Below are 14,196 nucleotides of genomic sequence, written 5' to 3' on the forward strand. Positions count from 1 at the left end.
TATGACTTTGGCTAAGCACGTGTATACAGTTTGAAAGGAATAGAAATGCACCAAGGCATCATGAAAGCCTGGCTCGAATCGTCACACCTTAATGGCGCGAATTCGACCTATGTAGAAGAGATGTATGAAGCCTATCAAGTCGATCCACAGTCGGTAACTGAAGACTGGCGTGTCGTGTTTGATAACCTCCCTCTAGTTAATGGTTCATCTGCAGATGTACCAGAAGCTGCCCACTCTAAAGTACGTGACTATTTTCGTAGTCTTGCATTAGATGGACGTCAGAAAGGTTCACCTAAGGTGACCGATCATGAAGTCGATGCAAAACAAGTTAAAGTCCTACAGTTAATTAACGCTCACCGTTTCCGTGGTCATCAGAACGCCAATTTAGATCCGCTTGATATTTGGAAGCGCGATAAGGTGTCTGAGTTAGCCCCAGCATTTCATGGCCTAGATGCCGATGACATGCAGCGTCAATTTAACACCGGTTCATTTGCTCATGGTGGCGAAACCATGAAGCTGGTGGACTTAGTTAAAGCACTAAAAGCGACTTACTGTGGCTCTATTGGTGCTGAGTATATGCACATTACCGACACTGATGAGAAACGTTGGTTACAGCAACGTCTTGAGCCTTCTCTCGGTGCTGCAAATTACTCTAAAGCGGATAAAACTCGAATTCTTGAAGGACTTAACGCCGCAGAAGGTATGGAAAAATACCTAGGCGCTAAATTCCCAGGTGCAAAACGCTTTTCATTAGAAGGCGGCGACGCGCTGGTTCCTATGATGCGTGAGATCATCTACCGAGCAGGTGATGCGGGTACTAAAGAAGTGGTTATTGGTATGGCCCACCGCGGTCGTTTAAATGTACTGGTAAACATTCTTGGTAAGAAACCGTCGGAACTGTTTGATGAATTTGCTGGTAAACACAGCGAATTAAACGGTAGTGGTGATGTTAAGTATCACCAAGGCTTTTCTTCAGATTTTGAAACCCCTGGCGGCAACGTTCACTTAGCGCTAGCCTTTAACCCATCTCATCTAGAGATTGTTAACCCAGTGGTTATCGGCTCTGTTCGTGCTCGACTTGATCGTCGTGGCTGCGATACAGGCAAGCAAGTCATGCCAATCACCATTCATGGTGACTCGGCAATTACTGGCCAAGGTATCGTGCAAGAAACCTTTAACATGTCACAGACTCGTGGCTTTAAGGTTGGCGGCAGTATCCGCATCGTGGTTAACAACCAAGTGGGTTTCACCACTAACTTAACAGAAGATGTGCGCTCTACTGAGTACTGTACCGATATCGCTAAGATGGTTCAGGCTCCGATTTTCCACGTCAATGCAGATGATCCAGAAGCTGTAGCTTTTGTGTCGCAGCTTGCCGTTGATTATCGCAACGAGTTTAAACGCGACGTGGTAATTGATTTAGTTTGTTATCGCCGCCATGGTCATAACGAAGCTGATGAGCCTAGTGCAACTCAGCCATTGATGTACGCTAAAATCAAAAAACATCCAACGCCAAGAAAAATTTATGCAGACCGCTTAATTGCTGAAAACACGCTTGGTAGCGACGATGTCACCTCTATGGTTAACGATTACCGTGATGCATTAGATGGTGGTGATTGTGTGGTTAAAGAGTGGCGTCCAATGACACTTCACTCGGTTGACTGGAGTCCATACATCGGTGCAGAGTGGAATGACTCTTACGATGCTCACATGTCACTTGACCGCATTAAAAATCTTGCTGACAAAATCAGTTATGTGCCAGAAAGCCATAAATTGCAGTCTCGCGTGGCTAAAATCTACAAAGATCGTTTAGCAATGGCATCCGGCGAGAAGCTGCTTGATTGGGGCTTTGCTGAAACCTTAGCTTACGCATCGATTCTTGAAGACAAGCAACGCATTCGTATTACTGGTCAAGATTCGGGCCGTGGTACTTTCTTCCACCGTCATGCGGTATTGCACAATCAAAATGATGCAACGGCTTATATGCCACTACGTAACATTGCTGATGAGCAAGGACCGATTGATATTACTGACTCAGTGCTTTCTGAAGCATCAGTATTAGCGTTTGAGTATGGTTATGCGACAGCAGAACCGGGTGGCTTAACCCTTTGGGAAGCTCAGTTTGGTGACTTTGCTAACTGTGCTCAAGTGGTAATTGACCAGTTCCTATCATCAGGTGAGCAAAAGTGGGGCCGTCTATGTGGTCTAACGATGTTATTGCCTCATGGTTACGAAGGTCAAGGTCCAGAGCACTCTAGTGCACGTTTAGAGCGCTTCTTACAGCTTTGTGCTAACCACAACATGCAAGTATGCGTGCCATCAACGCCTGCACAGGTGTATCACATGCTGCGTCGTCAGGTTGTGCGCCCTATGCGCCGTCCGCTTGTGGTTATGTCTCCTAAGTCTTTGCTACGTCACCCGCTAGCGGTTTCAAGTTTGGAAGAGCTTGCTGAAGGGACCTTCCAAAACGTTATTGGTGAAATCGATGAGCTAGACGCAACTAAAGTCGATAGAGTCGTATTCTGTAGCGGTAAAGTTTACTTTGAGCTACTTGAGCGTCGTCGTAAAGAAGGTCTAGAGAACGTGGCACTTATTCGTGTTGAACAGCTTTATCCGTTCCCTCACGATGAAGCGGCAGCAGCCCTTGCTGAATATAGCCACGTAAAAGATTTTGTATGGTGCCAAGAAGAGCCGCAAAACCAAGGTGCTTGGTATTGCAGTCAACACCATTTCTGGAGCGTCATCCCTGCTGGAGCTCAATTGAGCTACGCCGGTCGTGAAGCCTCAGCTGCGCCAGCATGCGGTTATCCATCATTGCATGCTCAGCAACAAGAATCATTAATCAACAGTGCATTAAAGCTGTAGTAATAGAACATTTATAAGAAGGATCGTAATCCATGAGTATCGAAATTAAGGTACCCGTACTGCCAGAATCAGTTGCTGATGCGACTATTGCTACTTGGCATGTTCAAGCTGGCGAGCAAGTTTCTCGTGATCAAATCCTTGTTGATATTGAAACTGATAAAGTTGTACTTGAAGTTGTTGCGCCAGAAGACGGCCAGATCTCAGCATTTTTAGCTGAAGAAGGTGATACGGTACTGGGTGAGGCAGTGATTGCAAGCTTTGTTGCTGGCGCAGTTGCCGGTCAAGAAGTGACTAAAGCACAAGCGGAAGCAGCAGCAGCTCCTGCCAGCGAAACAGCTGATGAATCAAATGATGCATTAAGCCCATCTGTACGTCGTTTAATTGCTGAGCATAACGTAGATGCAAATGCGGTTAAAGGTACGGGCGTTGGTGGACGCATTACTAAAGAAGACGTTGAAGCATTTGTGAAAAACAAACCTGCTGCAGCTCCGACACCTTCAGCACCCGTTGCTGTTGCACCTTTAGCAGAACGTAGCGAAAAACGTGTGCCAATGACACGTCTTCGTAAAACGATTGCTAATCGTTTATTAGAAGCGAAAAACTCTACTGCTATGTTAACCACGTTTAACGAAGTTAACATGAAACCAATCATGGATATCCGTAAGCAGTATCAAGAGATTTTTGAAAAGCGCCACGGTATTCGTCTAGGTTTCATGTCTTTCTACGTGAAAGCGGTTACTGAAGCACTTAAGCGTTTCCCAGAAGTGAACGCATCAATTGATGGTGACGATATTGTTTACCACAACTACTTTGATGTGAGCATTGCTGTATCGACTCCTCGTGGTCTTGTCACCCCTGTACTGCGTGATACTGACAAGATGAGTCTGGCTGATATCGAACGTAATGTTCGTGAATTAGCTATTAAAGGTCGCGACGGTAAGCTAACCGTTGATGACATGACTGGTGGTAACTTCACCGTGACTAACGGTGGTGTATTTGGCTCATTGATGTCAACACCAATCTTGAATCTGCCACAGAGCGCGATTTTAGGCATGCATGCTATTAAAGATCGCCCAATGGCAGTTAATGGTCAGGTTGAAATCCTGCCTATGATGTACCTCGCACTTTCTTACGATCACCGTATTGTAGATGGTCGTGAATCAGTTGGTTATTTGGTTGCTATTAAAGACTTCCTAGAAGATCCAACTCGTTTGTTACTTGACCTATAGGCCAAGAACAAACAATACCCTCGTGCAGGCCCATTTGGGCCTGTTGAAATACACAAGAAGTATAATGGATAGATCATCATGAATTTGCATGAGTATCAGGCGAAATCTTTATTTGCCGAATATGGTTTACCAGTGTCAGAAGGTTTTGCATGTGATACTGCCCAAGAAGCAGTTGAAGCAGCAGGACACATTGGCGGTGATATGTGGGTTGTTAAGTGTCAAGTACACGCTGGCGGCCGTGGTAAAGCAGGTGGCGTTAAAGTCACTGGCGACAAAGAAGAGATCCGAGCGTTTGCTGAACATTGGTTAGGTAAGAACCTTGTTACTTACCAAACTGATGAGAAAGGCCAGCCAGTTGCTAAAATTTTAGTAGAAAGCTGCACTGACATTGCAAATGAATTGTACCTAGGTGCAGTGGTAGACCGTGCAACACGTCGTGTTGTATTTATGGCGTCTACTGAAGGCGGTGTGGAAATTGAAACTGTGGCTGAAGAAACGCCAGAGTTGATCCACAAAGCAATCATCGATCCGCTTACTGGTCCACAGCCGTACCAAGCACGCGATCTTGGCTTCAAGTTAGGTCTAAACCCTACTCAAATGAAGCAATTCACTAAAGTCTTTATGGGCTTAGCGAAAATGTTTGAAGACCATGATTTCGCACTACTAGAAATCAACCCACTTGTTATCACTGACGAAGGCAACATTCACTGTCTTGATGGCAAGATTGGTATCGATGGTAACGCACTATTCCGTCAACCAAAAATCCGTGAAATGCACGATCCATCACAAGATGATGCTCGCGAAGCACACGCGGCTAAGTTTGAGCTTAACTATGTCGCACTAGACGGAAACGTTGGTTGTATGGTTAACGGCGCAGGCCTAGCTATGGGTACCATGGATATTGTTAACCTACACGGTGGCAAGCCAGCTAACTTCCTAGACGTAGGCGGTGGAGCAACTAAAGAGCGTGTTGCTGAAGCATTCAAGATCATCCTATCTGACGATAACGTTAAAGCGGTTCTTGTGAACATCTTTGGTGGTATCGTACGTTGTGACATGATTGCTGAAGGCATCATCGGCGCAGTTAAAGAAGTGGGTGTTGAAGTGCCTGTAGTTGTACGTCTTGAAGGTACAAACGCAGACCTAGGTCGCGATGTATTGGCAAGCTCAGGTCTTGACATTATTGCAGCAGAGTCACTAACTGACGCTGCTGTTAAAGTTGTAGCTGCTGCGGAGGGCAAATAATGTCTGTACTAATTAACAAAGATACCAAAGTTATCTGTCAGGGTTTCACTGGCGGTCAAGGTACATTCCACTCTGAGCAAGCTATCGCTTACGGTACAAAGATGGTTGGTGGTGTATCTCCAGGAAAAGGTGGTCAAACTCACCTAGGTCTGCCAGTATTTAATACTGTTAAAGATGCGGTAGAAGTGACTGGCGCAACAGCTTCAGTTATCTACGTACCAGCACCTTTCTGTAAAGATGCAATCCTAGAAGCAATCGACGGTGGCATTGAGCTAATCGTTTGTATTACTGAAGGGATCCCAACGTTAGATATGCTTCAAGTTAAAGTTAAGCTTGAAGAAACTGGCGTTCGCATGATCGGTCCAAACTGCCCAGGTGTTATCACTCCGGGTGAATGTAAGATTGGTATCATGCCTGGTCACATCCACAAGCCAGGTAAAGTTGGTATTGTTTCACGCTCTGGTACGTTAACGTACGAAGCGGTTAAGCAAACGACTGACGAAGGTTTCGGCCAGTCTACTTGTGTTGGTATTGGCGGTGACCCAATTCCAGGTACTAACTTCATCGACGTATTGGAAATGTTCCAAAACGATCCGCTAACCGAAGCAATCGTAATGATTGGTGAAATTGGTGGTACTGCTGAAGAAGAAGCGGCTGAATACATCAAGGCTAACGTAACTAAGCCTGTTGTTTCATACATTGCTGGTGTTACGGCACCTGAAGGTAAGCGTATGGGCCATGCAGGCGCAATTATCGCTGGTGGTAAAGGTACGGCAGAGGATAAGTTTGCAGCTCTAGAAGCTGCAGGCGTAACAACTGTTCGTTCACTTGCTGACATCGGTAAGGCACTACGTACTAAAACAGGTTGGTAATTTCTAACTTCGTTTAAAAAGGCGCTTCGGCGCCTTTTTTTGTTGGCCTTAGGGAGTGTTTACTAAAGAAGTTTGAGTGTAAAATTTTCAAGCCTGCTGATTATTTTTAGATTTTAGTTTCACGTTTATTAATCTAACTAGAACGAATGGCGATAAATACGGCTAAATTAAGCCAAATAATGGCGTAGTTTTAACAATCTGTTATACCTAATTTATCTATAGGGAACTTGTAGGTAATTTTTATGTCTATGGTAAGCGCGAAAGAGTTTTCTGATTGGTTACGATTAAGGTTTGGTGATCTTAATGAAGGCGTAGCACTCACTCGTAAAGATATCAATCAGTTAACTGGTCGTCAGAACTTTTCTTCAGATTTTGTAAACGATATTCACTTTGAGCTCATGCGCCATGGTTTGGCATTTGTCACAGATACGTCACGAGAACAGTTTTATCTTGTTCCGATTAACAAGCAATGCTGGCGTGACAGGTTAGAGCAACAATTCGAAAAAGAGATTTTTTGCAATATCATCCCGCTTAATATCTCCAGTCAGTAGCGCAAACTAATTCTGATCCGCGATATTCGCGAACCTTGATTTGAAGTTAATAAACACCGTGGTTAGCACATTCTTGCTCGCTTCATATCCCATGATAAAATCAATTCGATAAGCCAATTTATCTCAATCTGTATTTTATATGAAATACGCTCATTGCAATCGACATGGATGTTGTCAATGTCGCTTATACAAGACTTTTTAACTTTATCGCAGTGAAATACGATCAACTACAAGTGGCTTGTTAGCAGAATTAACCTTGAAAAATTACTACCAGATTAATCTCATCACTCCTTTCGGATAGAGCAGGATCTATTTTGTTAATAAAATAGTTTTTTGTTATCATCATCGCGCAAAATCTCATTTCACTGGTCTTATCAATTGTTTAATAATTGACGGCTCTAGGAGATCTTAAAAGTGGTTACAAGGATCTCCGCTATGTCGACATTGTCTATTATCTTGCCGTTACTTTTGATGGCAAGTTTAGGTTACTTCTTTACCGTGAGAGAGACGTTTACTAAAGAACATATTGCGGGGATAAGCCAGTTTACTTTTTATCTTTCAATTCCTGCGTTTCTGTTTATCAATATGTACCAAGCGGATCTAGCTAAAAGTTTTGATCCAAAAAGTTTGGCCAGTTTTTATCTGCCGGTGTTATTGATATACGCTGTAAGTGCGACTCTGTATGCGTGGCTAAACCGAGACCTGCCGAGTACCAATACTCCTAGCGTAGTATTTGGTTTAGGTTGTAGTTACTCAAACACAATTTTAGTCGGACTTCCGGTCATAGTGGGTGCACTAGGCGAAGCAATGATAGGTAATGTTTTTGCGATTATTACTTTCCACAGTGCATTGTTGTTTTCGTTAACGCTTGTAATAGGACATAAGCAAGATGCTGAAGGGGTTGGACTTTGGTCTCTGTTAAAAGGAATCGTGTTTAATCCTATAGTGTTGAGCTTGTCGGCGGGCTTAGCCTTAAACCTATTGCAAATCCCTTTAGTTGATGAGTTAGCAAACGGATTAACTTTGTTAAGCACACCAGCATTAGCGTGCGCTTTGTTTGTTTTGGGGGCTAACTTAAGTTTTTATAAGATTTCTCAAGATTGGCAGCTTGCGCTGACATCATCGTTAATTAAACTGGTTCTATTGCCATTATGTGTTTATTTAGTGGGCTTATATGGTTTTAATTTGGGAGCTGAAAACCTAGCCGTAGTAGTGTTACTCAGTGCTTCGCCACTTGGGGTTAATGCTTATCTTATCGCTATGCAAGTTAAGGCGCTGCAATCGGTTATTGCGAGTACTGTAGTCCTATCAACAATGCTATCGGTGATAACCATGAGTATATGGTTAGCTATTTTACTGTGATGTGAGCCATGGGCAGCTCTAAGCATAAGTGTACTGGTGTGGTTCAATAAGAGGTAAAGAATTATTGTTTAGCACTCGTGTTTGGCTAGGTTGTGCCATTTTCTGACTATGCTTTTTTACGCAAGTTTACTTGCGAGCAGTGCTTTTTAATTGGTTGAAGATTAGATAACGCCTTTTACTGCATTATCTAACCAACAAATATTACAACGAGGCACTTTGGTTTACTTCTATTTGGTTTACGCCTATTGAGTTAATGGTGCTGTTGAACTTTATTTTTGGGTCGTGACAGCTCTGCTGGGCTAAGAATATAAACATCCTCTGAATAAAAGTCGTTAGTTTGTGCCATGTTCCACCAATCATTCCATGGTCCAGCTATGTCATTGTCATTAAGTAGTTCATTGGGCTTTAGTGGCTCAATCAAACTGCCAACAGACATCAATAAGCCATAGGGGGTGCGGCGTTTTAGCATTTGCGGCTGCAGTTTGTCGGGGGTATCGAGTCCCATGCTGCCCACTAACTCAAAAAAGCTCTTTAACGTATTATGGTGATAATTTTTAACCCGCTCACTTTTAGTCGTGACATTAAGAGCTTTGCTACGGGCAGGATCTTGAGTGGCAATGCCGGTAGGACATAAATTGGTATTACAATGCCTTGATTGAATACAACCAAGAGATAGCATCATGGTTCTTGCAGCGTTGACTGTATCGGCGCCCATGGCTATTTTGGCCAGCAGATCAAAACTTGATGCCGTTTTACCTGAAGCAATAATTTTTATTTTATCTCTAAGCCCACAACCTGTAAGCGCGTTATGGACAAAATATACAGCTTCTAAGCACATCATGCCTAAGCGGTTTGTAAACTCAACAGGTGCCGCTCCTGTGCCGCCTTCAGCACCATCAACAGTGATGAAGTCTGGTGTGATACCTGTTTCTATCATGGCTTTACACAGCCCGAGAAATTCAACCGGGTTGCCCAGGCACAACTTAAAACCGACAGGTTTACCGCCACTGAGTTCCCTTAGAGTCTTAACAAAGTTCAATAGCGCTTTGGGCGTTGTACACTCAGGGTTAACCGCTGGTGAAACACAGTCAACTCCTTTGGGGATTTGACGTATGGTGGCTATTTCATCGGTGATTTTTGCAGCGGGTAAAACGCCGCCATGACCGGGTTTGGCTCCTTGACTCAGCTTTATCTCAATCATTTTTATCTGTGGACGAGTGGCCATGGCTTTAAAGCTATCTGGATTAAAGTTACCGCTATTATCACGACAGCCAAATAGCCCTGAGCCAATTTGCCAAACAATATCGCCTTGATGCTTTAAATGATAAGGGCTGACACCACCTTCGCCAGTATTGTGATAGCAGCCCGCTTTAAGTGCACCAAGGTTAAGTGATTCAATTGCATTGCTGCTAAGAGAACCAAAACTCATGGCTGAAATATTGAAATAAGACGCTTGATAAGGTTGTGTGCAGTCAGGACCGCCGATTTTCACTTTTTTAGCGCTGTCATGAACCTCTTTTGGGTGTAAGGATTGCCATAGGCTAAGGTAATTATCCTCCAGTAAGTTTCGCTGGGTGCCAAAGGCAATGGTATCTCTGACGTTTTTAGAGCGTTGATAAACTAACGAGCGTTGTTCTCGATTAAAAGGGGTTTCCTCGGTGTCGTTGGCAATAAAGTATTGCTGAATTTCGACTCGGTAGGACTCGAGGAAATAACGCAGGTACGCTACAACGGGGTAAAGACGGTTTAATGTATGGCGACTATGATACATGTCGAAATAGCCAACAGCGGTATAGATTAAGGTAAAAGTGAAAACTAAGCTTGGAAATGCGCCTGTACTGTTTAGCATATAGTTGATGGCGAGTAGGTTTCCGAAGGTGGCAATGATCCAATAGACCTTTTGCATAATCGTCATAAAGCATTCCTTTGTTGCTGACTTCTATAAAGCATAGGTTTATTGAACGCTATCGGTAACGTTTAAGCAAACTTGTTTTAATACTTTCTAAACTAAACAAAATATGAGTATATTAGCAAAGTACTTGGGATACAGATGCAAAAGGAGATTATTGTGATTATTACTGAGACAGATAGGCTTATTCTGCGTCATTTTGAAGCTAAGGATACCAAAGCCATCTTTCTGCTAAATAGTATTCCTGAAATACTGACTTATATACCTGGCGAGCCGATGACATCCATTACTCAGGCTGAGCAAATTTTTGAAAATGTCATAACTAAGAGCTACCAAGAGCGTGGTTATGGACGCTGGGCGGTAGAGCATAAAGCAGACGGTAAGGTGATAGGGTTTTGTGGACCAACTTTTATTACTGAGTTTAATGAAGTAGAGCTTGGTTACCGTTATTTACCTCAATATTGGGGGCAGGGTATAGGTTATGAAGCTGGTATTGCCGCTTTAGAGCAATTTAAGGATTATGGCATAGACGAAGCGATAGCTTTGATATTGCTGGGTAACAAAGGCTCAGAAGGTGTTGCGCGTAAGGTGGGGATGACCGAACGCAATAGAGCTAAATTTATGGGTCATAAAGTGAATGTGTTTCATAAAGTGCTCTAAGGTAAAATAGATACAAAAAAACCAGCTATTAGCTGGTTTTTTGTTTTGTATGCAAAATTATGCGTCGCCGTGGTCGCACTCATCGTTAGTGCATACGCCATAAAGATATAAGCTGTGGTTTGTTAGCTTGATATTGTGCTTCATTGCGATTTCATCTTGACGACGTTCAATCATTTCGTCAGAAAATTCGATAACTTTACCGCAAGATAAACACACTAAATGGTCGTGGTGATGTTGAGAAGATAACTCAAATACCGCTTTACCACTCTCAAAATGATGACGAGTTACAATGCCTGCATCGTCAAATTGGTTAAGAACGCGATATACCGTCGCAAGACCGATCTCTTCACCCATGTCGAGTAACTTCTTATAGAGGTCCTCAGCACTAATATGTTGATTCTCTGGCGCTTGCATCAATTCTAGAATTTTGACTCGTGGTAAGGTCACTTTCAAACCCGCTTTCTTTAGCGCTTGATTTCCATCTGTCATTATTGATCTCTTGATTGCAGAACGATTAGCCATAAGTTAATCAGTTCATTTGTGGGTATTCAAACCATTATATGTGTACAAATTGAAAACTTAAACCTTTGATCTAGCAATAAAGCCTCTAAAGCAAATAAAAGCCATTAACTAGATATAAAACAAGCAATTTAAGCATACTTTTTGTATTGTTATTACCCATTTATACTAACGCCTAATGTCATCTATGCCTACAAAAAGGCAAAATAATAACCAAGACCAATAAAAAGGACTGTAGATGTATCAACAGATTGTAATATTGACTGGCGCAGGGATCTCTGCTGAATCTGGATTACGTACCTTTCGAGATCAAGACGGCTTGTGGGAGGAACATAAAATAGAAGAGGTTGCTACACCTGAAGGTTATGCTAATAACCCCGAGCTAGTTGAAGGTTTTTATAACGATAGATGGCAGCAGTTTCATAACGGCGATATAGAGCCTAATGCGGGGCATATTGCGCTGGCTAAATTAGAGCAAGAGTTTCAAGGGGAGCTATTAGTCATTACGCAAAACATTGATGACTTACATGAGAGAGCAGGCTCAAGACGTTTGTTGCATATGCATGGTGAATTATCCAAAGGGCGTTGTCCTCGCTCGCAACAAACTTTTTTATTAAGAGAACCTTTTGGTCCAGAGCATTGTTGCACTTGCTGTATCCCCGCGCAAAGGCTTAGACCACATGTTGTTTGGTTTGGCGAAATGCCTTTTGGGCTGGATAGAATTCAACATGCACTTGATACCTGTGACCTATTTATCGCAATTGGGACTTCAGGTACTGTTTACCCTGCTGCAGGTTTTGTTGATACCGCTAATCATCACGGGGCACAAACTGTTGAAGTAAACCTAGTAACAGCAGATCGCCATAGTCAGTTTCAATATCATTTAGAAGGTAAGGCGAGTGAGTTAGTGCCGAAACTTGTCGATGATATTCTTAGCGGGAAAATAGTCAGCAATGTGCTCTAGCACGTTGCTTGTATTTAGGTGTGGATTATGAAAAGTAAGCTTTGGGGTTGATGAGATGCTACAAACAACGAAATTTAATGGTATTGCTATTATCATGCGCGGACTTCCGGGAAGCGGAAAGAGCTACTGGGCAGAAGAATATGTAAATAGCCTACCAAAGTCTGATGAGACAGAATCATTTAAAATATGCTCTACAGATGAGTTTTTTTATCATGATGGTGAATATCGTTTCAATCCAAAACATTTGTCTAAGTACCATCAGCTTAACTTAACTCGGTTCATTCATGCTATTGCCAGCAAAGTTCCTGTGGTGATTTGTGATAATACTAATATGGCGCAGTGGGAGTTTGAAGCTTATTGTGATGCGGCGAAATCTGAAGGCTATCAAATTCAAATACAACAAGTCGGTGAGCCTAAAAATAAACAGCACCAGCTTTTATGTGCAGATAGGAATAAGCACCGTGTTCCGCTGAAAAGTATTATTAGAATGGCGCAGGGCTTTGAGACGCTTTAACTCGGTAAGTATATGTTAAATAGTCGCTTTAACGGATTACTTTAGGACTCTCTTCTGAGTGCGTTTACGCCATTTGTGGTTGCAAGGCTTAGCACTTTTGACTTCAAATGTGACATAGCATTTTTTATACGTTATCAAGCCAACGCTCACTTATTACCATTTCAAGTGAGCAGCTGGGTTTCCTCAGAGTTAATTTTTACGTTACTTGAATGGTCTCGCTCTCCCTCCTATCTTTTAATCTGATTGACTAAGGTATTGCTTCATTGTTTGGCGAAATGACACAACTGGTCATTGCGCTGACAAGATGACATCGTGTAGCAAAGCCTCCGTCAACATAGGCTCTTATTGCACTTTTGCAATTTGACATTAGCTTATGCCAATCAGTGTAAAAATATGGTAACCATTTTGGAGTGTTTTTAGTCGCAGACTTTTGCGTTGAAAACTTCACAAGGGGACAACCATGCTTGCCGTTATTCGCCTTGAATGAGTTTGCCAAAAACGTTCTGAGTCGATTCATGCTTTATACCGACTGGTATTACATAAAAGGATTCGTATGATGGTACGTAAAATGTTCGGTATGCTATTTATTTCTATTTACCTGTTACTTAACAGTATTACTAACGCATATGCAGTAGGTGATATCTCGGTAGACGCATTTAAAGGTGCGACTGCTACCGTTAACTCCTATCTTTTTTCAAATGGTAAATCTCTGATTGTTATGGATGTTCAGCGCTCAACCAGTGAGGCTGAAAAGCTTGCCGAAGTGATTGACGCCAAAGGGCTGCCTTTGAGTTTTATTCTGATTAGTCATGGGCACCCTGATCACTATATCGGTATGAATTTACTCATGGAAAAATTCCCAGCAGCGAAAGTTGTTGTCGCAAACAATGATATAAAAAAAGATATTATTGGCTTTTCTACCTGGATGGAAAGTGTTGGCTGGCTTGATAATGAACCCGCTCTAAAGCCTAAGTCAGCTCTGAATCCAAAAGGTTTTGACTATGAGAATAATATCTCGGTTATAAGTGGAGATCGACTGGCCTTCAGTGACGGTGGAGAACTCAAGCTTGAAACTCGGTATCTACCTGCTGAGGCAAATCATGTTACAACTATTTATGTAGATGGCTTGAACAGTTTATTTACCTCAGATCTTGGTTATAACAAGGTACATTTGTGGATGGGGCAAGGGGTAACCGATGAACATATTAAAAATTGGAAGGCGCAACTGCTTGAATTTAATAACGCCTATGAGGATCCGACTTTAGTTATCTACCCAGGGCATGGCGACGCGACAAATAGTGGGTTATTCAAAGCAATGATTGATTATATTGATGATTTTCAGTCGATTACTAAAACTGCGAGTTCAAGAGCTGAAGCAATGGCTGCAATGAAAGAGCGGTATCCTGACTATAAAGAAGCAGACTTCTTACTTAAGTACAGCGTTGACTTTCATGTAGAAGAGTAGGTGTTAGCACTTTCCAGTTATTAAAAAAGCCCATAGATTTG

The 14,196-nt window shown here is 42.5% G+C and carries 12 protein-coding genes; 10 read left to right on the top strand and 2 right to left on the bottom strand.

Going from position 1 to position 14,196, the window contains the following annotated elements; translation table 11 throughout:
- Positions 1-45 precede the first annotated feature (45 nt).
- The 6 genes from sucA to L2748_RS07065 all read left to right on the top strand — a co-directional run bounded on the left by sucA (position 46) and on the right by L2748_RS07065 (position 8,124).
- Positions 46-2,865: a 2-oxoglutarate dehydrogenase E1 component gene (gene sucA, locus L2748_RS07040; protein WP_220781976.1), complete on the top strand. Its 2,820-nt coding sequence runs from the start codon at positions 46-48 to the stop codon at positions 2,863-2,865.
- Positions 2,866-2,897: 32 nt separating this feature from the next.
- The gene (gene odhB / locus L2748_RS07045) at positions 2,898-4,094 is read left to right on the top strand and encodes a 2-oxoglutarate dehydrogenase complex dihydrolipoyllysine-residue succinyltransferase (protein WP_220781977.1); all 1,197 of its coding nucleotides are present in this window, start codon (positions 2,898-2,900) and stop codon (positions 4,092-4,094) included.
- 78 nt (positions 4,095-4,172) lie between these two features.
- Positions 4,173-5,339, top strand: a complete 1,167-nt coding sequence (gene sucC / locus L2748_RS07050) for an ADP-forming succinate--CoA ligase subunit beta (RefSeq protein WP_028766998.1) — start codon at positions 4,173-4,175, stop codon at positions 5,337-5,339.
- Positions 5,339-6,211, top strand: coding sequence for a succinate--CoA ligase subunit alpha (sucD, locus tag L2748_RS07055; protein WP_220781978.1), 873 nt, complete (start codon positions 5,339-5,341; stop codon positions 6,209-6,211). Before sucC ends, sucD begins: the two co-directional genes overlap by 1 nt.
- Before the next feature lie 242 nt (positions 6,212-6,453).
- On the top strand, positions 6,454-6,762 hold the full coding sequence (locus L2748_RS07060; RefSeq protein WP_220781979.1) for a hypothetical protein: 309 nt from the start codon (positions 6,454-6,456) through the stop codon (positions 6,760-6,762).
- Positions 6,763-7,197: 435 nt separating this feature from the next.
- Positions 7,198-8,124: an AEC family transporter gene (locus tag L2748_RS07065; RefSeq protein WP_220781980.1), complete on the top strand. Its 927-nt coding sequence runs from the start codon at positions 7,198-7,200 to the stop codon at positions 8,122-8,124.
- A 250-nt stretch (positions 8,125-8,374) separates the two neighbouring features.
- On the opposite strand, the gene L2748_RS07070 is transcribed toward L2748_RS07065, so the two are convergent.
- Entirely contained in the window at positions 8,375-10,039 is a 1,665-nt protein-coding gene (locus L2748_RS07070) for an FMN-binding glutamate synthase family protein (RefSeq protein ID WP_220781981.1), read from the bottom strand.
- A 153-nt stretch (positions 10,040-10,192) separates the two neighbouring features.
- Between L2748_RS07070 and L2748_RS07075 the strand changes: the two genes are divergently transcribed.
- A complete protein-coding gene (locus L2748_RS07075; RefSeq protein WP_220781982.1) occupies positions 10,193-10,693 on the top strand; it encodes a GNAT family N-acetyltransferase in 501 nt (166 codons plus the stop codon).
- Positions 10,694-10,750: 57 nt separating this feature from the next.
- Here the strand turns inward: L2748_RS07075 and fur are convergent, their stop codons facing one another.
- Positions 10,751-11,182 carry a ferric iron uptake transcriptional regulator gene (gene fur / locus L2748_RS07080; protein ID WP_220781983.1) on the bottom strand — a complete coding sequence of 144 codons (432 nt, stop codon included), beginning with the start codon at positions 11,180-11,182 and terminating at the stop codon, positions 10,751-10,753.
- A gap of 268 nt (positions 11,183-11,450) precedes the next feature.
- Here fur and cobB point away from each other — a divergent pair, with 268 nt between their 5' ends.
- The 3 genes from cobB (at position 11,451) to L2748_RS07095 (ending at position 14,155) form a co-directional block, all read left to right on the top strand.
- Complete coding sequence (gene cobB, locus L2748_RS07085) at positions 11,451-12,176, top strand: Sir2 family NAD+-dependent deacetylase (protein ID WP_220781984.1); 726 nt, start codon at positions 11,451-11,453, stop codon at positions 12,174-12,176.
- Positions 12,177-12,231: 55 nt separating this feature from the next.
- Positions 12,232-12,690: an AAA family ATPase gene (locus L2748_RS07090; protein WP_220781985.1), complete on the top strand. Its 459-nt coding sequence runs from the start codon at positions 12,232-12,234 to the stop codon at positions 12,688-12,690.
- Between the two features lie 553 nt (positions 12,691-13,243).
- A complete protein-coding gene (locus tag L2748_RS07095; RefSeq protein ID WP_248957673.1) occupies positions 13,244-14,155 on the top strand; it encodes an MBL fold metallo-hydrolase in 912 nt (303 codons plus the stop codon).
- Positions 14,156-14,196 lie beyond the last annotated feature (41 nt).

This window comes from Shewanella sairae (assembly GCF_023283535.1).
Lineage (GTDB): Bacteria > Pseudomonadota > Gammaproteobacteria > Enterobacterales > Shewanellaceae > Shewanella > Shewanella sairae.

Bases quoted from the DNA above. Each gene is read 5' to 3' on its own strand.
- L2748_RS07070 (WP_220781981.1), bottom strand. From the start codon at position 10,039: ATGACGATTATGCAAAAGGTCTATTGGATCATTGCCACCTTCGGAAAC.
- odhB (WP_220781977.1), top strand. From the start codon at position 2,898: ATGAGTATCGAAATTAAGGTACCCGTACTGCCAGAATCAGTTGCTGAT.
- fur (WP_220781983.1), bottom strand. From the start codon at position 11,182: ATGACAGATGGAAATCAAGCGCTAAAGAAAGCGGGTTTGAAAGTGACC.
- sucA (WP_220781976.1), top strand. From the start codon at position 46: ATGCACCAAGGCATCATGAAAGCCTGGCTCGAATCGTCACACCTTAAT.
- L2748_RS07090 (WP_220781985.1), top strand. From the start codon at position 12,232: ATGCTACAAACAACGAAATTTAATGGTATTGCTATTATCATGCGCGGA.
- cobB (WP_220781984.1), top strand. From the start codon at position 11,451: ATGTATCAACAGATTGTAATATTGACTGGCGCAGGGATCTCTGCTGAA.
- L2748_RS07065 (WP_220781980.1), top strand. From the start codon at position 7,198: ATGTCGACATTGTCTATTATCTTGCCGTTACTTTTGATGGCAAGTTTA.
- sucD (WP_220781978.1), top strand. From the start codon at position 5,339: ATGTCTGTACTAATTAACAAAGATACCAAAGTTATCTGTCAGGGTTTC.
- L2748_RS07060 (WP_220781979.1), top strand. From the start codon at position 6,454: ATGTCTATGGTAAGCGCGAAAGAGTTTTCTGATTGGTTACGATTAAGG.
- L2748_RS07095 (WP_248957673.1), top strand. From the start codon at position 13,244: ATGATGGTACGTAAAATGTTCGGTATGCTATTTATTTCTATTTACCTG.
- sucC (WP_028766998.1), top strand. From the start codon at position 4,173: ATGAATTTGCATGAGTATCAGGCGAAATCTTTATTTGCCGAATATGGT.